The organism is Streptomyces sp. NPDC086080 (assembly GCF_044540255.1).
Taxonomy (GTDB): Bacteria; Actinomycetota; Actinomycetes; order Streptomycetales; family Streptomycetaceae; genus Streptomyces.
On record NZ_JBITRU010000002.1, the window covers coordinates 418,132 to 441,088 of the forward strand.

At 72.5% G+C, this 22,957-nt stretch carries 20 protein-coding genes and 1 pseudogene; 8 read left to right on the forward strand and 13 right to left on the reverse strand.

The genetic code is table 11. The features are described from left to right. The 6 genes and pseudogenes from ACIF9R_RS03970 to ACIF9R_RS03995 form a co-directional block, all read left to right on the forward strand. Positions 1-1,028, forward strand: a pseudogene (locus ACIF9R_RS03970) (hypothetical protein); the annotation flags it as partial. Next, the gene (locus ACIF9R_RS03975) at positions 1,025-1,564 is read left to right on the forward strand and encodes a roadblock/LC7 domain-containing protein (protein ID WP_399973883.1); all 540 of its coding nucleotides are present in this window, start codon (positions 1,025-1,027) and stop codon (positions 1,562-1,564) included. The pseudogene ACIF9R_RS03970 and the gene ACIF9R_RS03975, both read left to right, overlap by 4 nt. Next, positions 1,561-1,998, forward strand: a complete 438-nt coding sequence (locus tag ACIF9R_RS03980) for a DUF742 domain-containing protein (protein WP_399973886.1) — start codon at positions 1,561-1,563, stop codon at positions 1,996-1,998. The genes ACIF9R_RS03975 and ACIF9R_RS03980 overlap by 4 nt, the downstream gene beginning before the upstream one ends. Further along, complete coding sequence (locus ACIF9R_RS03985) at positions 1,979-2,617, forward strand: GTP-binding protein (RefSeq protein WP_399973888.1); 639 nt, start codon at positions 1,979-1,981, stop codon at positions 2,615-2,617. Before ACIF9R_RS03980 ends, ACIF9R_RS03985 begins: the two co-directional genes overlap by 20 nt. A 14-nt stretch (positions 2,618-2,631) precedes the next feature. Continuing rightward, positions 2,632-3,888, forward strand: coding sequence for a styrene monooxygenase/indole monooxygenase family protein (locus tag ACIF9R_RS03990; RefSeq protein ID WP_399973890.1), 1,257 nt, complete (start codon positions 2,632-2,634; stop codon positions 3,886-3,888). 175 nt (positions 3,889-4,063) lie between these two features. Then, positions 4,064-7,048 carry a SpoIIE family protein phosphatase gene (locus tag ACIF9R_RS03995; protein WP_399973893.1) on the forward strand — a complete coding sequence of 995 codons (2,985 nt, stop codon included), beginning with the start codon at positions 4,064-4,066 and terminating at the stop codon, positions 7,046-7,048. On the opposite strand, the gene ACIF9R_RS04000 is transcribed toward ACIF9R_RS03995, so the two are convergent. From ACIF9R_RS04000 to ACIF9R_RS04015, 4 genes are all read right to left on the reverse strand, one after another. Next, the gene (locus tag ACIF9R_RS04000) at positions 7,038-8,213 is read right to left on the reverse strand and encodes an NlpC/P60 family protein (RefSeq protein WP_399973896.1); all 1,176 of its coding nucleotides are present in this window, start codon (positions 8,211-8,213) and stop codon (positions 7,038-7,040) included. The two genes, ACIF9R_RS03995 and ACIF9R_RS04000, sit on opposite strands and share 11 nt — an antisense overlap. 106 nt (positions 8,214-8,319) lie before the next feature. Beyond that, positions 8,320-8,634: a hypothetical protein gene (locus ACIF9R_RS04005; protein ID WP_399973898.1), complete on the reverse strand. Its 315-nt coding sequence runs from the start codon at positions 8,632-8,634 to the stop codon at positions 8,320-8,322. A gap of 735 nt (positions 8,635-9,369) precedes the next feature. Then, positions 9,370-10,023, reverse strand: a complete 654-nt coding sequence (locus ACIF9R_RS04010) for a TetR/AcrR family transcriptional regulator (protein WP_399973901.1) — start codon at positions 10,021-10,023, stop codon at positions 9,370-9,372. Positions 10,024-10,073: 50 nt separating this feature from the next. After that, on the reverse strand, positions 10,074-11,012 hold the full coding sequence (locus tag ACIF9R_RS04015) for a diiron oxygenase (protein ID WP_399973903.1): 939 nt from the start codon (positions 11,010-11,012) through the stop codon (positions 10,074-10,076). Between the two features lie 223 nt (positions 11,013-11,235). Between ACIF9R_RS04015 and ACIF9R_RS04020 the strand changes: the two genes are divergently transcribed. Then, positions 11,236-11,838 (forward strand): Uma2 family endonuclease, encoded by a 603-nt coding sequence (locus ACIF9R_RS04020; RefSeq protein WP_399973906.1) that lies wholly within the window; start codon positions 11,236-11,238, stop codon positions 11,836-11,838. Here ACIF9R_RS04020 and ACIF9R_RS04025 read toward each other — a convergent pair. The 5 genes from ACIF9R_RS04025 to ligD all read right to left on the reverse strand — a co-directional run bounded on the left by ACIF9R_RS04025 (position 11,835) and on the right by ligD (position 16,843). Then, on the reverse strand, positions 11,835-12,341 hold the full coding sequence (locus ACIF9R_RS04025; RefSeq protein ID WP_399973909.1) for a DUF3291 domain-containing protein: 507 nt from the start codon (positions 12,339-12,341) through the stop codon (positions 11,835-11,837). The two genes, ACIF9R_RS04020 and ACIF9R_RS04025, sit on opposite strands and share 4 nt — an antisense overlap. A gap of 66 nt (positions 12,342-12,407) precedes the next feature. Further along, the gene (locus tag ACIF9R_RS04030) at positions 12,408-13,865 is read right to left on the reverse strand and encodes a penicillin-binding transpeptidase domain-containing protein (protein WP_399973912.1); all 1,458 of its coding nucleotides are present in this window, start codon (positions 13,863-13,865) and stop codon (positions 12,408-12,410) included. Next, positions 13,862-15,223, reverse strand: coding sequence for an FtsW/RodA/SpoVE family cell cycle protein (locus ACIF9R_RS04035; protein WP_399973915.1), 1,362 nt, complete (start codon positions 15,221-15,223; stop codon positions 13,862-13,864). The genes ACIF9R_RS04030 and ACIF9R_RS04035 overlap by 4 nt, the downstream gene beginning before the upstream one ends. Before the next feature lie 43 nt (positions 15,224-15,266). After that, on the reverse strand, positions 15,267-15,794 hold the full coding sequence (locus ACIF9R_RS04040) for an SH3 domain-containing protein (protein ID WP_399973918.1): 528 nt from the start codon (positions 15,792-15,794) through the stop codon (positions 15,267-15,269). Positions 15,795-15,961: 167 nt separating this feature from the next. Continuing rightward, positions 15,962-16,843, reverse strand: a complete 882-nt coding sequence (gene ligD, locus ACIF9R_RS04045; protein ID WP_399973921.1) for a non-homologous end-joining DNA ligase — start codon at positions 16,841-16,843, stop codon at positions 15,962-15,964. Positions 16,844-16,917: 74 nt separating this feature from the next. Here ligD and ACIF9R_RS04050 point away from each other — a divergent pair, with 74 nt between their 5' ends. Continuing rightward, positions 16,918-17,967, forward strand: a complete 1,050-nt coding sequence (locus tag ACIF9R_RS04050; protein WP_399974007.1) for a Ku protein — start codon at positions 16,918-16,920, stop codon at positions 17,965-17,967. Positions 17,968-18,176: 209 nt separating this feature from the next. On the opposite strand, the gene ACIF9R_RS04055 is transcribed toward ACIF9R_RS04050, so the two are convergent. The 4 genes from ACIF9R_RS04055 to ACIF9R_RS04070 all read right to left on the reverse strand — a co-directional run bounded on the left by ACIF9R_RS04055 (position 18,177) and on the right by ACIF9R_RS04070 (position 22,808). Then, the gene (locus ACIF9R_RS04055) at positions 18,177-19,946 is read right to left on the reverse strand and encodes a beta-ketoacyl-[acyl-carrier-protein] synthase family protein (RefSeq protein WP_399973923.1); all 1,770 of its coding nucleotides are present in this window, start codon (positions 19,944-19,946) and stop codon (positions 18,177-18,179) included. A gap of 212 nt (positions 19,947-20,158) precedes the next feature. Next, positions 20,159-20,821, reverse strand: coding sequence for a response regulator (locus tag ACIF9R_RS04060; RefSeq protein WP_399973925.1), 663 nt, complete (start codon positions 20,819-20,821; stop codon positions 20,159-20,161). Beyond that, positions 20,818-21,975, reverse strand: coding sequence for a sensor histidine kinase (locus ACIF9R_RS04065; RefSeq protein ID WP_399973928.1), 1,158 nt, complete (start codon positions 21,973-21,975; stop codon positions 20,818-20,820). Before ACIF9R_RS04065 ends, ACIF9R_RS04060 begins: the two co-directional genes overlap by 4 nt. Then, complete coding sequence (locus tag ACIF9R_RS04070; RefSeq protein ID WP_399973930.1) at positions 21,972-22,808, reverse strand: lysostaphin resistance A-like protein; 837 nt, start codon at positions 22,806-22,808, stop codon at positions 21,972-21,974. Before ACIF9R_RS04070 ends, ACIF9R_RS04065 begins: the two co-directional genes overlap by 4 nt. Positions 22,809-22,957 lie beyond the last annotated feature (149 nt).

Consider the following 22,957-nt stretch of genomic DNA (forward strand, 5'->3'; position numbering starts at 1 on the left):
GCGCGGCTCGTGGGACGGGCCTGGAGCCGGGTGGTGCGGAGGAGCCGGCGCCCGAGGGCACGGACGTCGCGGCGGAGGACCCTGCGGCCGACGCTGTCGCGGGTCGCGCCGGGGAGTTTGTGCCGGGCCGCGCCGACGAGCCCACGGGCGGGCCCGTGGACGCGCCGTACGAACGGCTCGCCGAGACGACGATGGAACTGTTCATCCCGGCTCAGCCCTCCGGAGCGGACGCTCCGACGTCCCCGACGCCGGCCGGCCACCCGGAACCGGCCCGGGACCACGGGACCGACACGGGATCCGACGCCGGACCCGGTTCCACCGGCCGGCCGGAGACGGAAGCGGTACGCCCGGGCACCGGGCACGACGGCCGGCCGGTCCCCGGGAACGCGCCCGGAGCGGGGCCGGTGCGGTCCGGTACGGACGCGCCCGGGGCCGGTGAGCGACCGGAGGCCGGTGCCGTACAGCCGGATTCCGACCGGGTCTTCGGGGCCGAGCCGGCTGCCGGCACCGTTCGGCTTCCCGATGCGGACGTCTCCGGCCCGCAGGCCGGGACCACGCGCCCGGGTACCGGCCCCGGCCCCGGGTCGCCGGTGCCCGGTGCGGACGCCTTCGGGGCCGGTGAGCGGTCCGAGGCGCAGGACGTACATCCGGGCGGCGGGCGTGAGTCCGGGGCGTCCTCAGGGCTGCCGCTGCGGCCCGGGGCCGACGAGGCCGAGCACGCCCGGGTTGCGGACGGCGGTGCGGACGGCGGTGCGGACGACGAGCCGGTGACCGACAAGGGACTACCCAAGCGCACACCGAAGATCAGCGCGCCCGCCGCGCCCCCGCGCCCCCGTGGCGGGGCCGTGGACGCCGAGGCGCTGCGCCGCCGGCTGGGCGGGTTCCGCCAGGGGGCGGATGCCGGCCGCCGGGACGTCGAGGCGGAGATCGCCGAGCGCGGCGACGCCGGTCGCGACCAGGCGCCGTCCGGCACGACCCCACCATCCGAGGAACCCACGGGGGGCACTGTCGAGGAGGCAAGCCGTTGACCGCGCCCAGTACCTTCGGACTGAGCAGTGAGGCCCGCAACCTGCACTGGCTGCTGACCAACCTCGTCGAGGAGGTGCCCGGCATCCTCTCCGTCGCGGTGGTCTCCTCCGACGGGCTGCTGCTGCTCTCCTCCGACGACACCCTTTCCGTCGCCCGGGCGGCCCCGCGCGAGGCCGCCTCCGCCGCCGGGGCCCGTGACCCACGAGGCGCGAAGCGGCCCGGTCCGCGAGGCTCCGCCGCCGACCTGGCCACCGTCGTCTCCGGCATCGGGAGCCTCACCATCGGCGCCGCCAAGCTGATGGACTTCGGTCCGGTCAAGCACACGATGGTCGCGATGGACGAGGGCAGCCTCTTCGTGATGTCGATCAGCGACGGCTCGCTGCTCGGTGTGCACGGCTCCATGGACTGCGACATGAGCGTGGTGGCGTACCACATGGCCCTGTTCGTCGGCCGGGCCGGACACGTCCTGACCCCCGAACTCCGCAGCGAGCTGCGCAAGAACCTGGAGATCGAGTCCCCCGGGAGCCTTGGATGAGCGGCAGGTCCAGGAAGCAGAAACCTCTCCCCGTCCGCGGCGGCGACCGCAGACCCGCCCGGGTCCGCCCGTACTCGCTCACCGGCGGCCGTACCCGCTTCGGCCATGTGCTCCTCGTCGAGACGTTTGTCGGCGCCACGGCCGGCACCGCCGCCCTCGAAGCCGCCGAGCGGCGCAAGGAGCTGACGGCCGGCGGCCTCACCTCCCGCGTGATGCCGGAGATGCGGGCCATCGTCGAACTGTGCCGCCGTATGCGCACGGTGGCCGAGATCGCCGCGCTGCTGAGCATGCCGCTCGGTGTGGTCCGGGTCCTCCTGAGCGACCTCGCCGACCAGGGAAAGATCCGTGTCTACGGAACGGGAACCGGCCATGGCACGGGCCGCCCGGACCGCGTGCTGCTGGAAAGGGTGCTGAGTGGACTCCGTCGTCTCTGACGTCGCTCATGGCGTCTCCCCGCTCGTCGAAGGGGACGAGCCGCTGCTGCCCTGGCAGACGGACCCCACCCGCGCACCGATCGCCACGAAGATAGTGGTGGCGGGAGGCTTCGGCGTCGGCAAGACCACGCTCGTCACCGCCGTCTCGGAGATCACGCCTCTGCGGACCGAGGCGCTGATGACCGAGGCGAGCGCCGGGACCGACGACCTCACCGCCACACCGGGCAAGACCACCACCACCGTGGCCATGGACTTCGGCCGCATCACCCTCGACGACGACCTGGTGCTGTACCTCTTCGGTACCCCCGGTCAGCAGCGGTTCTGGTTCATGTGGGACGACCTGGTGCGCGGCGCGATCGGCGCCGTCGTGCTGGCCGACACCCGCCGTCTGAAGGACTGCTGGCCCGCGCTGGACTACTTCGAGAGCTGCGGGCTGCCGTACGTCGTCGCGGTCAACCACTTCGACGGAAGCGAGCGGTTCGACCCCGAGGACGTACGGGAGGCGTTGACGATCCCCGCGCGCATACCTGTCATGATCATGGACGCGCGTCGCCGGATCTCGGTCATCGAGACCCTCTTGTCCCTGGTGGGCCACGCGCTCGACGAAACCCCCGAGTAGGAGAACACCCCCGTATGCGGAAGATACTCGTCGTCGGAGCCGGCCAGTCCGGTCTCCAGCTCGCCCTCGGCCTCCAGTCGCACGGGTACGAGGTCACCCTGATGTCGAACCGGACGGCCGACGAGATCCGTACCGGGCGGGTCATGTCGACGCAGTGCATGTTCCACACCGCCCTGCAGCACGAGCGGGATCTCCAGCTGAACTTCTGGGAGTCCCGGGCCCCGAAGATCCAGGGCCTCGGTGTCTCGGTCGCGGCCCCGGGCTCGCACGACCCCGGTCCGACCCAGCGGGCGATCGACTGGCTGGGCAGGCTCGACGGGTTCGCGCAGTCGGTCGACCAGCGGGTGAAGATGGCCGGCTGGATGGAGACCTTCGCCGAGCGCGGCGGCCAGTTGGTCATCCACGGCGCGGCGGTCGGTGACCTCGACTACTTCTCCCGCACGTACGACCTGGTGCTCGTCTCGGCGGGCAAGGGCGAGCTCGTGCAGATGTTCGGCCGCGACGCGGAGCGTTCCCCGTACAGCGAGCCGCAGCGTGCTCTCGCGGTCGCCTACGTGCACGGTCTCGGCCCGCGCCCGGAGCACCCGGACACGGAGGCGGTCCGCTGCAACCTGGTCCCCGGCGTCGGCGAGATGTTCGTCATGCCGACGCTCACCACCTCGGGCCGTGCCGACATCCTGTTCTGGGAGGGCATTCCCGGCGGGCCGCTGGACGCGTTCAAGGACGTCAAGGACCCGGCGGAGCACCTCTCCCTGACCCTGGCACTCATGGAGAAGTTCCTCCCCTGGGAGCACGCGCGGGCCACCAAGGTTGAACTGACCGACGCCGGCGGCACCCTCGCCGGACGCTACGCCCCCACCGTCCGGAACCCCATCGGCCGGCTGCCTTCCGGCGGCCTGGTCCTCGGTGTCGCCGACGTGGTCGTCGCCAACGACCCGATCACCGGGCAGGGCTCCAACTCCGCCTCCAAGTGCGCCGCTTCCTACCTCGCCTCGATCGTCGAGCACGGGGAGAAGGAGTTCGACGAGGCCTGGATGCGACAGACCTTCGACCGCTACTGGGAGACGGCCCGGCACGTCACCAAGTGGACGAACGCCATGCTCGCCCCGCCGCCGGAGCACGTCCTGAACCTGATCGGCGCGGCCGGTCAGCTGCAGCCGGTCGCCGACCGCTTCGCCAACGGTTTCGACAACCCGGCCGACTTCGAGAACTTCTTCTACGACCCGGAGCGGACCGGCGCCTATCTGGCCTCGGTCACCGGCGACGCCTGAGAAGGCGGGGACGCCCCGGCCGCGGCCGGGGCGTTTTCCGGCCTCCGGTGTGCGGCCGCGTGCCCGGTGCGGAGGCGGGTGCGGCAGTTGAATGTCGGAATTGTTCAGGAAAAGATATTAAAGTTCGATAGTCCTGCATACTGGTGCTCATCTCGTACGTCTGTACGGGAAGGGAGTGATCCAGTTGGTGGCCGCGTGGGACAAGAGCGGAGTCCTCGACGCCGTTCATGACCGGATCCGTGCGGGCGAGACGGTCGAAGACCTGGCCGGAATCGTCCGGACCCCGATTCTGACCTCCTGGCAGCGGTGCAGGTCGCTGGGGCTCGTCCCGGACCGGCTCGTCCTCACCTGCGAGCAGGACCTGGACCTGGACGGACGGCTGCTGCTCGCCGCCACCCCGGTCCTCGACCGGCTGGAGGCCGCGCTCGACGGACCGCCGGTGAGCGTGATCCTCACCGACGGACAGGCACGTGTGCTGTCGCGCCGGGGCGGTGACGCGGAGCTGAACAGGCACCTGGACGCGGCGAGCATCGTCCAGGGCTTCGGCTTCCCCGAGCACAGCGCCGGCACCAACGCCCTCGGTACCGTACTGGCCGAGCGCCGCCCGGTCTACGTCCTGGGCCGTGAGCACTTCGCGGACTGCATGCAGCAACTCGCCTGCGCCGGCGCGCCCATCCGTGATCCGCTCAGTGGCCGTGTCGAGGGGGTCCTGGACCTCACCTGCTTCCGGCGGCATTCGGACCCGGTGATGCTGCCCCTCGCGCAGCAGGCCGCCGACGAGATCGGACAGCGGCTGCTCGAACAGTCCTCGCAGCGCGAGCGGGAACTGCTCGCCGAGTTCCTGCGCACCCGGCGGGCGGCCGGGGAGACCCCGGAAGGACCCGCCGCACCGCACGGGGAGCTGCTGCCGGGCGGGGTCCCGGGCGCTGCCGCCGATCCCGTCCTCCCCATGAACCCCATCGACCAGGCCGTCCTCCGGGAGAAGGCCCAGGAGCTGATCGCCGACCCGCACCGGGTGGCCACCGAGGTGACGCTGTCCGGCGGCCGGACCGCGGTGCTGCTCTGCCGTGAGGTGCGCGCGGCCTCCGGCGAGGTGGGGATCGTCGTGGAAGCCGCCATCGCTCCCGGCTCCCGGCTCCGGATACCGGCGCCCTCGGAACCCGGGACCTCCCGCGCCAGTACCGCGGCGACCGGGGTGCCGGTACGCTCCACGGGGCCCGCCGCCGCGGCGCCGGCCGTGACCGCTCCGACGGAGCCGAGGCAGAGGCACCGGACCGGCATGCCCCGGACCGGGCGGCCCGGGGCCGAGGCGGCCGTCCGGGGCACGGCCTCTCCGCCGGCGCCGGAACCCGGGCAGTCCGCGCAGACGCCCGGCCCGTCCCCCCACGCCCAGGCCGGCCTGTTGCTCCTGGGCGAACCGGGAGTCGGCCGGCTCGCCGTGCTGGCCCGGAAGCGGCTGGAACTGCTGTACGACGCCAGCGCCGGCATCGGCCGGACCCTCGACGTGACCCGCACGGCGGAAGAGCTGGTGGAGACGGTGGTGCCGCGGTTCGCCGACTTCGTCGCCGTCGACCTGCCCGACGCGGTGCGCAGCGGCGAGGAACCCATAGACGTCGGCGAGGGACTGTGGCGGGTGGCGCTGGGGGCGGTCCGTGAGGGCTCGCATCTCTTCGACGTCGGCGAAAAGGTCAGATGGCTCCCCGGCTCACCGCAGGCGCGCTGCCTGGAGACCGGCGGCCCCGTGCTGGAGCCGGACCTGAGCCGGGCCGTCGACTGGATCGCCAACGACCCGGGACGCTGCCGGAAGGTCCTCGAGTCCGGGGTCCACTCCCTGATCACCGTGCCCCTGCGGGCCCGCGGGGGCACCCTCGGAGTGGTCAGCTTCTACCGTGCCGAGCGCTTCGGAGCCTTCGAGGACGACGATGTGTGGCTCGCCGGTGAGCTGGTGGGCCGGGCCGCGGTCTGCATCGACAACGCCCGCCGCTTCACCCGCGAGCACACCATGGCCCTGGCCGTGCAGCGCAGCCTCCTCCCGCGAGGCCTGCCCGCCCAGGACGCCGTCGAGGCCGCGCACCGCTATCTGCCGGCACAGTCCGGTGTGGGCGGCGACTGGTTCGACGTCATCCCGCTGTCCGGCAGCCGGGTGGCGCTCGTCGTGGGAGACGTCGTCGGCCACGGCGTGCACGCCGCCACCACCATGGGCCGCCTGCGCACCGCCGTGCACAACTTCTCCGCCCTCGACCTGCCGCCCGAGGAACTCCTCACCCACCTCGACGACCTGGTCGGCCGGCTGGACGCGGACCATGGCGAGAACGGCGGGATCAGCGGTGCCACCTGCCTGTACGCGGTGTACGACCCGGTGTCCCGGTGCTGCACGTTCGCCCGGGCCGGCCACCCTCCGCCCGCGCTGGTGCTGCCCGACGGCACCGTCGACTTCGTCGACGTGCCCGCGGGCCCGCCGCTGGGCCTCGGCGGACTGCCCTTCGAGCCCCTTGAGACCGTGGTGCCCGAGGGCAGCAGGATCGTCCTCTACACCGACGGGCTCATCGAGCAGCGCGGCCAGGACCTCGACACCCGGCTCGACCTGCTGCGCCACGCCCTCGCCGACACCCGGCCGCCGGCGGACTCGCCGGAGGAGACCTGCGGCGCCGTCCTGGACGCCCTGCTCCCCGCCCACCCCCGCGACGACATCGCCCTGCTCGTCGCCCGGACCCGTGCCCTCGACGCCGAGCGCACGGTGCGCTGGGACGTGTCGGCCGACCCGGCCGAAGTCCCCCGGGTCCGCGCGGCCGTCACGGAACAGCTCATGAAGTGGGACCTCGTCGAGCAGGTGCCGACCACCGAGCTGATCGTCAGCGAGCTGGTCACCAACGCCCTCCGGTACGGCGGTGCCCCCATCCGGTTGCAGCTGATCCGCGACCGCACGCTGATCTGCGAGGTGACGGACGGCAGCAGTACCTCTCCGCGCCTGCGCCGGGCCCGCACGACGGACGAGGGCGGCCGCGGCCTGTTCCTCGTGGCCCAGCTCGCCGAACGCTGGGGCACGCGCTACACGGCCGAGGGCAAGGTCATCTGGACCGAACAGCCACTGCCCGCGGACGTGTGCCCTGCGGGCCGCGGGCCCGCCTCCGCGACCCGGAGAGGAGCGGTCACCGCCTGAGGGAGTCCTCGGGCGCGGCCGGAGCGTACCCGGCGGAGTACCCCGCGTCGGACCCCTCCGTCGCCCCCTCGGGAAGCTCGGGCATCTCGTACCGCGCCAGGGGCTCCCCGTCCGGGTCGGGGCGTACGGCGCCGAGCACCGGGTTGGCCGCGACGGGCGAGACCTTGATCCTCGCGCCGGGGCGGGGGGCCTGCACCACCATGCCGTCGCCGAGGTACAGGGCGACATGCGTGGCCTCCGGGAAGTACACGACGAGGTCTCCCGGTCGCAGATCCGCCAGTTCGATCCGCTCCAGCCGGGCCCACTGCTCCTGACTGGTCCGGGGGATGGGCGTCCCCGCGGCGCCCCACGCCTCGGAGGTCAGCCCTGAGCAGTCGTACGTGGCGGGCCCCTCCGCCCCCCACTCGTACGGCTTGCCGAGCTGCTCCACCGCGTACCGCACGGCCCGCTCGCCCGCCGCCGTGGGAGGGGTGCTGCCGCTGCTCAGCGCGCCGGAGGCGACCAGCTCCTCCTGGGCCTCGGCGATCCTGCTGTGCTCCAGTTCGGCCAGCGCGGCCAGTTGCCCGGCGGTGAGCGAGGCCAGCAGTTCCTCCACGTCGTGGAGCCGTTCCCGTACCTCGTCCCGTTGTCTCTCGCTCCGTTCGGTGAGGACGCGCCGGTCGTCGAGGGCCTTGCGTGCCCGGTGGGCCAGTGCGCGGGCCTTCTCCTCCTCGCCGGTGAGGCGGCCCACCGTCTGCGCCCGCTCCCGCGCCAACTGCCCGATCACATGCCCCTGGTCGAGTACGCGCTGCGGATCGCGCGCCAGCAGCAGACCCACGTACGGGGAGAGGCCGCTGACGCTCTGGTACTGCTGCCGGGCCAGCCGCCCGGCCGCGCCCCGGCTGTCGTGCAGGGAGGTCCGGGTGCGGGCGAGGGCGCGCTCCAGCCGTTCGGTCTCGGCGCGCTGCTTCTTCAGCCGCTCCTCGGTGGCGTTGTGGGTCTCGGTGGCCTTCTCGGCCTCGCGGTACAGGGTCTGAAGTTCCGTCAGCAGTTCGGCCACGGAGCGCCCGCCGGGGCCGCCGGCGCCGTCCCCCGGTTCCGGGACGGCCGCCGCGGACACCGGTGCGAGCAGGGTCCCGGCCGCCAGCGCCGCCGTACACACCAGACGCGGGAGCATTCCTGACACGCCATCACCTCCGACGCGGGCGGCACGCTCGTCCGCTCCGCATCGCGAGCATCAGGCCGGTCGCCGGGGCCCGCTCGCCGGGTGTGCGCGGTTCGGCGCAACGGGGTCACCCGTCGGTGTCGTCCGGTTTGCCCTTCGGCGTGGTGTCCGGATCGGAGGCGGGCTTCGACCACGGCCACCTCGGCCGGCCGCCGGGTCGCCCCGTCGGGTCGTGCAGGTACTTCCACCCCCGGGTCAGCCCGGTCCGTGAACTCTGCCCGCGCGGCACCCGCCGGTACACCAGCACGGTGGGCGGGCCGCCGTCCGGGGCCGGGACGGGGATGCGGTACGTCTTGGGCGGATGCCCGGTGATGCCCAGCAGCACGGGCAGCACCCGCCCGTCCATGGGCCCGCCCTCGAAGGGGGTGTCTTCGCTCTTCACGCCACCAGTCTCGGCCATGACCCGCGCGACCGACGGCGACGGCCCTCCGGCCCCGGCGGGCGCGGTCCGGTCCGGGACTCCAGGGGCCGGGCCCCTGCCTTGGCCTCCGGCGGATCGGCACGGTCCCATCCGGTCCCGGCCTCTGGCTCCGCCACGGTCCCGGCCCCCGCCCCGGCCCCCGCCCCCGGTCCCGGCCTCTGGCTCCGCCATGGTCCCGGCCCCCGCCCCCGGCCCCCGCCCCCGGTCCCGGCCCCTGGCTCCGCCACGGTCCCGGCCCCCGCCCCCGGTCCCGGCCTCTGGCTCCGCCACGGTCCCGGTTGCGTGCCCAGTTTTGGTCTTCGGCTCTGGCTCTGGTTTCGGCTTCCGGTCCCGGCCTCTGGCTCCGCCACGGTTCGAGCCCTCGGCCCCAGCTCCGGCCTTCGGTCCCGGCTTCGGCGCTCGGTCCCGGCCTGCGTGCGTGACTTCAGATTCCGGTCCAGCCTCTGGCTCCGGCCTTCGGTTTCGCTTCGGCCTTCGGCCCCGGTCCCGGCCTACGGCCCCGACTTCGGCTTCCGGCCCTGGCTCCGGACCCGGCTTCCGGCCCTGGCTTCGGGCTCCGGTTTCGGTTGCGGACACCGGTCCCGGTTCGGTGCCGGGGCCGGGCCCGAACCGGGACCGGGTGCCGGGGCTCGCCCCGCCCCGCCCCGCCCCGCCCCGCCCCGCCCCGGCCCGGCGCGGGGCCCGGGCACCGGTCCGTCAGAGGGCATCCGCCAGGGCACGTACCAGCGCGTCCGTCTGCGCGTCGCGGCGCGCGGTGACCGTCAGCACGGCCACGAACTGCTCCACCAGCCAGTCCCGCAGTTCCTCCACGGGCGGCTGCTTGTCCTCGTCGAGCCAGATCAGCGAGGCCGCCTCCACGGCGGTGATCCACATCCGGATGGTCATCCGCAGCCGGGGCCCGGGTTCGGCGACGCCGAGGTGGCTGAGGATGTGTTCGGCCGCGGCCCGGCGCACTCCGTCCACGATGGCGGTCGTACGGGAGGTCTCCACGACGCTGCCGCCCTGGAGCAGCGCGCTGAAGCCGGCGTCGTGCCGGCCGACGAAGGCGAGGTAGCGGTCGACGGCGCGGGACAGCCGGGGGAGCAGCGGTCCGACGTGCGGCTCGTCGAAGCAGTCCCGCAGTTCGTCGGCGGCGGACATCAGGGCCGCCTCGTACAGTTGCTGCTTGCCGCCGGGGAAGTACCGGTAGACCAGGGGCCGTGACACACCGGCCGCCTCCGCCACGTCGTCCAGCGAGACGTCCTCCGGGACGCGGTGGGCGAAGAGGGACAGCGCGGCCTCGAGCAGTTGGCTGCGGCGCTCCTCGACGCTGAGCCGCCGGTAGGCGGGGGTGGGGGCCTGCGGGGTCATGCCCGCAGCGTAACCGCCCACCCGCGGTGCCCGCCGGGGTCCCGGCCCGCCTACGCCAGCAGCCCGGAGGACTTCCACAGCCGCCGCCCGACCCCGCGCAGTACGCCGATGTCGTCCAGGAAGTCGGTGAGCCGCTTCGAGCCCTGCCGCATCACGTCCCGCCGGTGTCCGCTCGCCTTGACCTGGGCGACCGCCTCCCGCCGGTCGAGGCCGACGTTCGTGTACACCTCGGGGTTCACGAACGCCACGGAGAACACCCGGGCGAACTCCCCGGAGGTGACCCGGGTGAACTCCTGCGACCACTTCGGCGCGGTCACCATCTGCCGCCGGAGCTCCTCGCGGGCGTAGCGCACGTGCCGGGCCTCCTCGACGACATGGATGCGCGTGACGCCCCGGATCAGCGGCTGGACCCGCTCGTCCGGGAAGGTCAGCCGCTGCATCCAGTCCAGGACCTCCTCGCCGAGCAGGGTCGCCGTGAAGGAGCCGGGCGTGGTGGAGATCGTCTTGAACAGGCGGCCGAGGTTCTGGTGCACCCGGCCGACGGGGTACCAGGGGGTGCCGCCCCGGGTGATCACCCGGGCGAACATCTTGGAGTGCCGGCACTCGTCCTCGATCTCGGTGAGCGCGTAGCGCACGTGCGCGCTCGTGGCGTCCTTGTCGTAGATGTGCCGGACCAGCAGCTGCATCAGGATCAGCTCGAACCAGATACCGAGCGAGGCGAGCGCGGCGGCCTCGTGCCGGGAGAGCAGGAGGCGCTGCTCCTCGCTCATCCTCCGCCACAGCGGGGTGTCGTACAGCGAGACCAGCTCCGGCGGCCAGAACCACTTGCCCTCCTCGAAGGGCGCCTCCCAGTCCAGCTCCTTCTCGGGGTCGAAGGAGTGCTTGGCGGAGGACTCGAGCAGTCGCCGGGCCACCTGCTCGCGGTCCTTGAGCAGCCCGAGCGCATCACGCAGACCGTCCACCGCGTCCGTATCCGTCAGGGTCGTCATGGCGGCTCCATCCCAGGGCGTCTCGTGTTACTGGTGGGTCACCCAGTATGAGACTGCTTGTCAGCAAGCCCGTCAATCCCTTGCATGGGAGTTGTTGGCGGGGTGACCCACCTGACCGCAGCGTCAACGGCACACATGTCCGTTCGCTTCATGGAGTGGGGTCTTGCTGTTTGCCCTGGGTAGGCTGGCTGTGCCGGTCACACTGCAGCACATGGGAGCGATCATGAGCGCCGCACACGACTACGGGCTGGACGGCGACTACGCGTGGCCTCGTCCGCCCGAGGGTGGCTGGACGGCGGATGACCTGGACAGGCTTCCCAACCTGCCTCCGCACACGGAGCTGATCGACGGGAGCCTCATCTTCGTGAGTCCGCAGACCAACTTCCACTCGCGCGCCATTCGCCTTCTGGAGAACGCCCTGCTGGCTCAGGTGCCGGATGAGCTCGACGTCCAGCGTGAGATGACCATCAAGCTCAATGAGCGCAACCGCCCGGAGCCCGACGTCATGGTCTTCAAGGCGGACGCCGATATCGGTCCGGGCCAGACCTGGTACCGGCCGGAGGATGTCCTGATCGCGGTCGAGGTCGTTTCCAAGGACTCGGAGGAGCGGGACCGTGAACTGAAGCCGCGGAAGTATGCGGCCGTAGGCATCCCGCACTACTGGCGCGTCGAGCAGAACAACGGGCTACCGGTGATCTACGTTTACGAACTCGACCCGATGACCACGTCGTACGTCCCCATGGGCATCTTCCACAACCGGCTCAAGCTCACCGAGCCGTTCCCCATCGACATCGACCTCACGTCCGTCAACCGCCGCCGCCGTTAGACCGAGCAGCCCAGGCCCTCCGGCACGTCCCCCGGGACGGGCTCCGCGCCCCCCGGCGGGAACGACGTGCGCAGGGTGAAGGCATACGGGGTGGGGCCGTTGGCGCGCAGATGGAGCAGGCGGGACTCGGCCTCCGCGACCGTGGGGCGGTGCCCGGACGGGACCCACCACAGAGTCACCATCGCCTCCTCCACCCGCTCGAACCACTCCCTGCGCCGCGCCAGCATCTCCCGGTGACGGCCCTGGTACATGTAGGCGGTCAGTGTGTGGGTGTCCCGCCACACCGACATGTTGATGATCAGCCAGGAGTCACCGAAGGCGCGGAGGTCCGTCGCGTCGTTCTCCCCGCCCTTCAGCCGCCAGACGAAGCCGTCGGCGGCCTCGGCGTCCGCGTTCACCGGGTCGAGGTTGTCGACGAAGTCCTTCAGCTGCGGGGAGTCCAGCGGGGCCTTGAGCCGGGCGATGTTCACCTGGGCGAGTTCGTACGCGGCGGTCTCGGTCATGGACCGAACGGTAGGTCGGGAACGGGGCACTCCGGCAGACCCGTCTCACCAAGTGAGCGGCCCCGCCTACGACTTCAGCACCGCCTCCATCACCGCCCGCGCGATCGGCGCCGCCGTCCCGCCCCCGCTGATCTCCCGCCGCTCGGCCGCCGCGTCCTCGACCACCACCGCCACCGCCACCTTCGCCTCCAGGTCCGTGTCGTGCTGTGCCCAGGAGACGAACCAGGCATACGGCGTACCGGAGTTGCCGAGACCGTGCTGCGCGGTGCCGGTCTTGCCGCCGACCACGGCACCGGGGATCGCGGCCTTCCTGCCGGTGCCGTCCTCCACCACGCCCCGCATCAGCTCCCGCATCCGCATCGCCGTCGTCGGATGCATGGCCCGCCGCACCGGAGCGGACCCCGCCGTCGACACCGTGCCACCGCCCGCCCGCGTGGTCCGCTCCACCAGATACGGCTCCCGCACCTGCCCACCGCCCGCCACGGCGGCCGCGACCATCGCCATCTGCAGCGGTGTGGCCCGCGTGTTGTACTGCCCGATCGACGACAGCGCCAGCTGCGCCCGGTCCACCGTGGTGTCGAAGGTGCTGCGCGCCACCGGGAAGGGAATCCGCAGGTCCGCGTCGTTGAAACCGAAGCCCTGCGCCATGTCCCGCATCGTCGTCAGCCCCGTGTCCACCCCCAGCTTGGCGAACACCGTGTTGCACGACCACACGAACGCCTCCCGCACCGTGGCGTTCTCGCAGCCCTCGGACGCGTTGGTCAGCCGGGTCGTCGTCCCCGGCAGGGTGTACGGGTCGGGGGAGTCGGTCCGCTCGTCCACATCCTTCACCACACCGGCGTCCAGCGCCGCCGCCGCGGTGACCACCTTGAACGTCGAACCCGGCGGATACGTCCGCTGCACCGCCCGGTTCAGCATCGGCCGGTCCGGATCGGCGTTCAGCCGCGTCCAGGCCTCCCGCGCCGCCGTGCCGTTCCCGGACAGCAGCGCGGGGTCGTAGGACGGGACCGACACCAGCGCCAGGATCCGGCCCGTCGACGGTTCCACCGCCGCCACCGCTCCCTTCCGCGAGCGCAGCCCCTCGTACGCCGCGCGCTGCGCCGCCGGATCGATGGTGGTCAGCACGTCGCCACCGGCGTTGCGGGAGCGGGTGAACTCGTTCCAGCGCGGGAGCGGCGCGAGCAGCGGGGCGGCGCCGGAGAGCAGCCCGTCCTCCGTGTGCTCCAGCAGCGTCGTGCCGTACTCCTGCGAGGCGAAGCCGGTCACCGGCGCGTACAACGGCCCGTCCACGTACGTGCGTTCGTAGCGCAGATGCTCCCCGGTGTCCCGCGACCCGGTGACCGGCCGGCCGGCCACCAGGATGTCCCCGCGGGGCTGCTGGTAACGGGAGATGGTGTCACGCCGGTTCGCCGGGTTGGCCTCGTAGTCCCCGGCGTGCAGGACCTGCACACGGGCCGCGTTGACCAGCAGCGCGGCCAGCAGCAGGGCACAGAACAGCGCGGCATGCCGGATCTGACGGGTCACCGGCCGCCCCCGCCGTCACCCGGCCGGCGCGCGCGGTCGCTCAGCCGGACCAGCAGCGCCACGATCGTCCAGTTGGTCACCACCGACGAGCCGCCCTGCGCCAGGAACGGCATCGCCATCCCGGTCAGCGGGATCAGCCCGGTCACCCCGCCCGCGATCACGAACACCTGGAGCGCCACGAGGGAGGCGAGACCCACGGCGAGCAGCCGGCCGAAGGGGTCGCGCAGGGCGAGGCCCGTCCGGTAGCCGCGCTCCACCAGCAGCCCGTACAGCAGGAAGATCGCCGACAGCCCGGCAAGACCCAACTCCTCACCGGCCGTCGCCAGGATGAAGTCCGACTTGACCGCGAACCCGATGAGGACGGAGTGGCCGAGCCCGAGCCCGGTGCCGAGGATCCCGCCCTCCGCGAAGGCGAACAGCGACTGGGCGAGCTGGTTGGGGCCCTCGCCCGCCTCGATGGAGGCGAACGGGTGCAGCCAGGTGTCGATCCGGTGGTGGACATGCGGTTCCAGCCGGCCCACGGCCACCGCACCCAGCGAGGCCAGCAGCAGCCCCACCGCGATCCATCCGGTGCGCCCGGTGGCGACGTACAGCAGGACCACGAACAGGCCGAAGAACAGCAGCGAGGTGCCGAGGTCCCGTTCCAGGACCAGGACGCCCACACTGACCAGCCAGACCGCGACGATCGGGCCGAGCACCCGGCCGGTGGGCAGCTGCAGTCCCCAGACCCGGCGGCCGGCGTAGGTGAGGGCGCCGCGGTTCGCGGCGAGGTACGCGGCGAAGAAGACCGCCAGCAGCACCTTCGCGAACTCGCCCGGCTGGATGGAGAATCCGCCGATCCTGATCCAGATCCGGGCCCCGTTCACCGCCGGAAAGAGGATCGGGACCGTCAGCAGCACCAGCGCGGCCGTGACACAGAGGTAGGTGTAGCGCTGGAGCACCCGGTGATCGCGCAGCACCAGGACGACCGCGGTGAACAGCCCCACGCCCAGCCCCGACCAGATCAGCTGGGCCGGGGCCGCCGCCTCGCCCGGCGCCTCCAGGTCGAGCCGGTAGATCAGCACCAGGCCGAGGCCGTTGAGCAGGACGCCGATGGGCAGCGGCAGCGGATCGGCGTGCGGGGCGCGCCAGCGCACCGCCAGATGCGCGACCAGGGCGAGCACACCGAGCCCGGCGCCGTAACCGGCGGCGCCGGGCGGGACGGTGCCGTTCCTGGCGAGGCCGACGGCGCAGTATCCGTACACCGACAGCAGTACGGCCAGGACGATCAGGGCGAGTTCGACTCCACGGCGCCGGGGGAGGCCGACGACGGAAGTGGGCCGATCCGTCGTCGCCAGGGTGATGCCGGCCTTGCTCATGTCCGGAACTTACCCACATGTGACGCCTTGCGCGCTTCGCGCATCAGCACCAGCGTGGCGCGGGGCCGATGTTGTCGATGTGTCCGGCCGGCCCCCAGGCCCAGGTGCCGTCGGTGAGGAGGTACCAGAGGGGGTTGCCGTTCACCTTGTCGCCGGGGACCTTGCAGAAGATCGAGACGACCTCGCCCCGATGGGCGTACCGGATGACACGCGCACCGCGGTTCGGCGCGGTGCGCAGAGCGAGCTGCTGCGCCGTCACGCGGCCCCTGTACTCGCCCTGGTTGCCGTGGTCGGCGCCGGCCTGGTGGTTCCCGTTGCCGCCGGCGCCGCCCTGCTGGTCCGAGCCGCTGTCGTAGCCGCCGTTGCCGCCCTGATCGTCGAAGCCTCCGGTGTCGTCGCCGTATCCGTTGCCGCCGCTCTGCTCGCTCCAGTTCCCCTGATCGCCGCCCTGGTTCGGGTCGTCGGCGGCGAGAGCGGGGGTAACGGCGGTCGCGACCGCCAGGGCCCCGGCGGCGAGAGCCATGGGCAGACGACGGGTCAGACGGCGGCCGAGAGGGGGGCGCAGGGCCATGGCGGTACCTCCGTGCAAGGGGAGAAAACAGGTCGAAGCTGACTTGTCGCCACACTAGAAGCGCCCTCCGGCGCCCGCCTGCCCTGCTGCGCCATCGGGGACGCCGCTGCGCCCTCCGGGGCACGGAACGACGCCCGGGCCGGCTCGCCCGTCCCGTCGCTCTCCGCTCACGGCAGTGTGCCCGCGTGGGCCGGGTCCAGCAGCGGAGCCAGCAGATCGCCGTAGTCCTGTACCCGGGGGCCGAGGTCCGGGGCGCGGAAGGACAGCCGGTCGGGGGAGCGGCAGTCCTCCACCTCGTCCCAGGTCACCGGCGCCGACGCCAAGGGCTCGGACCGCGCGCGCAGGGTGTACGGGGCGGCCGTGGTCTTCCGGGCGGCGTTCTGGCTCCAGTCGACGAAGACCTTCCCGGGCCGCAGGCTCCGGGTCATCCGGTGCAGCGCCAGCCGCGGCATGGCCCGCTCCGCCTCCACGGCCAGCGCCTTCGCGTACTCCGACACCCGTTCGGAGGAAGCGCCGCGCACCGCGGCGAGCAGATGCAGCCCCTTCGACCCGGAGGTCTTGGCGTATGCCTCGATGCCGTCCGCGGCCAGCCGCTCCCGCAGCCACACCGCGACCTCGCAGCACTGCACGATCGTCGCCGGAGCCCCGGGGTCCAGGTCGAAGACGATCCGGTCGGCCTGTCCGGGGTCCCCGACGAGCCACTGGTGCGTGTGGAACTCGGTGACCAGGTTCGCCGCCCACATCAGGCTCGGCAGGTCCTGCACCAGCACCATCCGGGCCGGCCCCTCGGACCTCGGCACCTCGGCGGTGGTGACCCACTCGGGGGTACCCGGTGGCACGTTCTTGGTGAAGAACACCTGGCCGTCGGGCCCGTCCGGATACCGCAGGAACGACACCGGCCGTCCCCGCAGATGGGGCAGCAGCACATCGGCGACGGTCGCGTAGTAGTGCAGTACCTCCGCCTTGGTGAATCCGGTGGCGGGATACAGCACCTTCTCCAGATTGCTGAGCGCGAGCCGTCGCCCCTCCACCTCGGTGATAGGCGCCATACGATGAGAATCCCACGCGAAGCAGGACAAACGCTCCAACAGTGTCCGACAGTGTCCGGCAGACGACCGGAAAGGTGCCGCACGTGCGATCCATCTGGAACGGCGCGATCTCGTTCGGCCTGGTCAGCATCCCGATCAAGCTGGTGAACGCCACCGAGAACCATTCGATCTCCTTCCGCCAGATCCATACGGAGGACGGCGGTCGGATCAGATACCGCAAGTTCTGCGAACTGGAGGACCGCGAGGTCACCGGACAGGAGATCGGCAAGGGATACGAGGACGCGGACGGCACGATCATCCCGATCACCGAGGAGGATCTGGCCGGTCTGCCGATCCCCACCGCCAAGACGATCGAGATCGTCGCCTTCGTCCCCGAGGACCGGATCGACCCGCTCCAGATGGACGCGGCGTACTACCTGGCGGCGGGCGGGGCACCGGCGGCCAAGCCGTACACGCTCCTGCGCGAGGCGCTGAAGCGCAGCAACAAGGTGGCGATCACGAAGTACGCCCTGCGCGGGCGGGAGCGCCTGGGGATGCTCCGCGTGGTCGGTGACGCCATCGCCATGCACGGACTCCTCTGGCCGGACGAGGTACGCGCCCCCGAGGGCGTCGCGCCCGACACCGGTGTCACGGTCCGTGACAAGGAGCTGGACCTCGCGGACGCGCTGATGGACACCCTCGGTGAGGTCGATCTGGAGGACCTGCACGACGAGTACCGGGAGGCGGTCGAGGAGGTCGTCGCCGCGAAGGCCTCCGGCGAGGCACCGCCGGAGGCGCCCGCGCCGGAGCGGGGCGGCAAGGTCCTGGACCTGATGGCCGCCCTGGAGAGCAGCGTCCGGGCCGCCCGGGAGTCCCGGGGCGAGGAACCGGAGGAAGAGGAGGCCGAGGTCAAGCGGCTGCCCCGGGGCGGGACGTCCCGCTCGTCGCCGAAGGAGACCGGGGGCAAGAAGTCGACGTCGACGGCGAAGAAGAAGACGGCGTCCTCGACCAGGAAGTCGACGTCGAAGACGGGCCAGGGAGAGAAGAAGACGACGGCGAAGAGCACATCCAAAACCGCGGCGAAGAAGACACCCGCGAAGAAGACCGCCACGAAGAAGACGGCCTCCCGCAAACGCTCCGCCTGACCCCACCGCCCACCGCCGGGCCGGCGCCGAGGGCAGGAAACCGGGCTCGGGAGCCGCGGGCGGCCTGCGCCCGCTCCCGTGTGCGGGGCGCCCAGGCCTCCGGCACGCGCTGCCCGGTGACCGGACCTGCCGCGCGCACGCCGGAAGCGGCTGCCCGGTGGCGCGGCCCCGGGCAGCCGGGCGGTGTGCGACCCTCGGGCGTTCGGCCCCTACGCCACGCGACGCAGTGCCAGTACCGCGTTGTGGCCGCCGAAGCCGAAGGAGTTGCTCAGGAGCAGGTCGCCGGTGTCGGGGAGCGGGCGGGGGGTGTCGCGGACGAGGTCCAGGTCGATCGCTTCGTCCATCTCCGCGCAGCCGACCGTCGGCGGCATCACCCTGTGGTGCAGGGTGAGAACCGCGGCGACCGCCTCGACCCCGCCCGCGGCGCCCTGGAGGTGCCCCAGGTGTCCCTTGAGGGCCGTGACCGGCACCTCCCGCCGGCCGAGCACGCCCCGCAGGGCCCGCGCCTCGGCGAGGTCGCCGTCGACCGTGGCGGTGGCGTGCGCGTTGATGTGCACGACGTCGGCGAGCTGCCCGCCGGCGTCCCGCACGGCCCGCCGCAGAGCCAGCGCGATGCCGTCCCCGGACGGGTCCGGCGCCGCGACGTGGTGGGCGTCGGCGGACAGTCCCCACCCGGCGGCCTCGCAGTAGATGCGCGCTCCGCGGGCGCGCGCGTGCTCCTCGGACTCCAGGACGAGCACCCCCGCCCCCTCCCCGTTGACGAACCCGTCACGGTCCTTGGCGAAGGGGCGCGACGGCGAGCCCGCCGACGGGTCGCCCTCGGCCAGCGCGCGCATCGCGGCGAACGACGCCATGATCGCCGGGGTGACGACCGCCTCGGCACCGCCCGCGAGGGCGACGTCGACCCGGCCGTACCGGATACGGTCGACGGCCTGCCCGATCGCCTCGGTGCCGGAGGCGCACGCGCTGGTCACGGTCCGCGCCTCGCCGGTGATGTGCAGGTCGAGCGAGACCTGCGAGGCCGCCTGCGAGGGCACCGTCATGGGCGTGGTGAGCGGTGAGACCCCCCGCGGCCCCCTGTCCCGCAGCGTGCGGTCGCCGCCGACGAGCACCGACGCGTCCCCGAGGATGGCGCCGAGACTGACCCCGACCCGCTCCGGGTCGAGCCCGCTCTCGCGGGTCCCGCCGTCCGCGTAGCCCGCGTCGGCCCACGCCTCCCGCGCCGCCAGCACCGCGAACTGCGCGGAGCGGTTCATCCGCCGCGCCGACTGGCGGGGCAGCAGCCCGGCCGGGTCCACCGGTACCGTCCCGGCGACCCGCACCGGCAGCCCGTCGAACTCGTCGTCCGCCAACTCCCTTATCCCGTGCCGACCTTCGAGCAACCCGTCCCACAACTCGCCGGTACCCACGCCGAGCGGCGTGACGGCGCCGAGCCCGGTGACCACGACCCGCCGCGCACCGGCCGCCTCCGCCGCCCGCACGGGGCGCGGTTCGTGCCGTACGACATCACCCCTCCGGTCCGCCTCCGCGGCCCAGCGCCGTACGTCCTCGTCGCTCGCGGTGCCGTCGGCCGGGTGCCCGTCACCGTGCCAGGCGCCCCAGCGGCGGACGTACGTCACCTCCGCGGCCTCCGGGTCGACGGCGCGCAGGGTGTGCACCCGGTCCCCGTCGCGGAACGCCACCTCGTCGAGGGCGGGCGAGCTCACCAGCGGCACCGCGGCCACGTCCAGCCGTCGTCCCGCGACGGTCACCCGCTGCTCGCGCCGCAGCGCCTCCTCGTGGTCCACCCCGCCGAGCGGTGGCCGCAGCGTGACCCGGATCACCTCCGGGGACTCGGGCAGCGTGTGCGTGACGACATGCCAGTGGTGCCGCGCCGCGTCCTCGGGCGTCAGGGCGAGCAGGTCGCCGGGGACGACCTCGCCGGCGGTCACCGGGTAGGGGCGTATGGGTACTTCAGGGGTGTCCGTGGAGTGGGTCATGGCCGTGCATGCTCTCTTTGGTCCGAACTGTCGTACTAGGGACGGTTAAGAGTGTTCTGTACGACCTGCGGACCGGCCACTGTTGAACCCTGCACATGCCCGATTTGTCCCGATCTACCAAGGGGGTGACGCGCGACACACCAGACAAGCCTTCGATGGCGTACGCGAGTTACGCCGAGGTAGCACGCCTGTGGGATACCTCACGGGGTGCGTCAGGTCACCAGGCCCTGGCGGTACGCGTACACGACCGCCTGGACGCGGTCGCGGAGATGGAGTTTGGAGAGGATGCGGGAGACGAAGGTCTTCACCGTCTCCTGACTGATCACCAGGGACGCGGCGATCTCGCTGTTGGACAGCCCTTCCGCGATGAGACGGAGGACCTCCAGCTCGCGGGGCGTCAGCGGAATGTCCCGCGGGCCGCCCTCGGCGGGCCGGATCCGGGCGGCGTACCGGCCCACGAGCTGGCGCGTGACGTCGGGGTCCAGCAGCGCCGCGCCCATCGCCACGGTCCGGATCCCGTGCAGCAGCCGGTCCGGCGGGGCGTCCTTGAGCAGGAACCCGCTGGCCCCCGCCCGCAGCGCCTCGTAGACGTACTCGTCCAGGTTGAACGTCGTCACCACGAGCACCTTGACGGGATCCGGCACGCCGGCACCGGCCAGCAGCCGGGTGGCCTCGATGCCGTCGAGCACCGGCATCCGGACGTCCATCACCACGACGTCCGGGCGCACCTTCTCGGCGAGGTCGACGGCGGCCCGTCCGTCACCGCACTCGCCCGCCACCTCCAGATCGGGCTGGGCGTCGATGATCGTCACCAGCCCGGTGCGGATCAGCATCTGGTCGTCGCAGACCAGCACCCTGATCGGCGGGACGGTCACGACGAACCCCCGGCGGGTATCCGCGCCCGCACGACGAAGCCGCCGCCGGGACGGCCGTCCGCGCTGAACTCACCACCCAGGACGTCGACCCGCTGACGGAGACCGGCGAGCCCCCGTCCGCTCCCGCCGGGTGACGTGGAGGCCCGGGACCCGGACCCGTCCGTGCTGACCTCCACGGTGATGTCCCTTTCGCTGTGCTGCACCTGCACCGAAGTGCGGCTGCCGTGAGCGTACTTGAGAGCGTTCGTCAGTGCCTCCTGCACCACCCGGTACGCCACGAGATCGGCGCTTCCGGTCGCCGTCGCGGGCGTCCCCTTCTCGGTGAACTCCACCGGCTGCCCGGCCCGGCGCGTCTGTTCGACGAGTGGGAGCAGCCTGCCCACGGGCGGGGTCCTGGCATCGGTGCCGTGGTCGGGGTTGAGCAGGTCGAGCAGGTGCCGCAGGTCGGTGATGGCCCGGCGGCCGGTGTCGGTCACGGCGCTCAGTGTCTCGTCGAGGCGTTCCGGTGCGGCGGTCAGATACCGGGCCGCCTCCGCCTGTACGACCATCGCGGTCACATGATGGGTCACGACGTCGTGCAACTCCCGTGCGATACGGGTTCGTTCGGCGGCCCGGGTCTCCTCCGCGACCCTTCGGCGGCGATCTGCCTCCGCGATCCGGGTGGTGCGCAGCCACACCCCGACGCCCCACGCGAGGCACAACGCGAAGTAGAACGTCACGAACTCGGACGGTGCCTCAGCCGTGTCCCGCCGGAAGAACTCGACCACCAGCAGCACATACGCCGCCGAGAAGGCGATCGCGGTCGTGCGCCGGTGCCGTTCCAGATGCGAGCCCGCGCTCAGCATCGCGAGGGCCAGAGCCGTACCCGCGAGCGAGTGGTAGCCCCGCAACTGGTCGACGGAGAAGCCGAGCATCACCAGGGCGAGACAGACGACGGGCCACCGCCGGCGAACGGCGAGCGGGAGGCACTGGAGGGCGATCGCGGCGTAGGCCGCCGCGTCGAACGGGCGGTCCGGCAGGCCACCGAACTGCGTCCCGCGGCTGTGCCAGGCCGGCACCAGCGACGCGGCCAGGAGCAGCACGCCGAGCGGCAGGTCCCGGACAGTGACGTCGAGTCGTCCCCAGGCCTCCCGGGCCCGCCGAAGACCGGTCACCGGGGGAGTACCGCGGTGGTGTCGACGCGGTCGGCACGCCCACGACGGGGGACCAGGTTTCCGCGCCTGCGGGCCAGCCACAGGAACGCGACCGTGAGCAGCACACCGAACAGCAGGGCGTACCCGCTCGCTTCCGGGCCGAAGTCACCGCCGCTGATGAGTGTCGACCCCGAGGTCGAGGCGTCCAGCAGCCCCTGCTGGGTGTCATTGCCCGAGACCTCGGTGCTGAAAAGGCCCGACGCGGCGTAGTTCCAGCCGAAGTGGATCCCGATCGGCACCCACAGGTTGCGGGTGGCGGCGTAGGCGGCGGCGAGCATGGTTCCGGCCCCGAGCGTGATGACGGCGGCGCCCCACAGGGTGGCGTTCGGGTTGGCCATGTGCCACGCACCGAACAGCACACTGGTCGGAACGAGGGCGAACCACGTACCGGCGCGTTCCTCGATGACCCTGAACAGGACGCCGCGGAACAGCAGTTCCTCGGTCACGGAGGCGGCGGCCATGAAGCCGGCCAGTCCCACCGCGCCCCGCACGGAGCCCAGACCCTCGATGTCGTAGTGCCCGAGGAGGGCGATGTTGCCTATGACGGCCCCGAACATCGCGACACCGATCAGCAAGCCCCGCCCCGTCGCGGCAACGGACCCCTCGCGGGCCAGCTCGGTGACCGGCCGCCGCTCGGTCCGCCCCACCATCCAGGCGTAGACGAACAGGGCGGCCGCGACCGTCAGACCACCGAGAGCGAGCGTGAGCCACGGATTGTCCTTCACCGCGAAAACGCTCTGTCCCCCGATCATGGACACCGCCAGGACGGCCAGCAACTGCCAGACCACTCTCATGATTTCACTCCTCCGAAGCACCCGCGGGCCACCGCCGCGACCACCCCGAACGCTACGGATCCGCCCTCCCGGGATCGTCACCTCACGGTGGACACCCGCGCGTAGCTCGCACGGGGGACAGGGAAGGACGTGCCCGGACCGGGGACCGT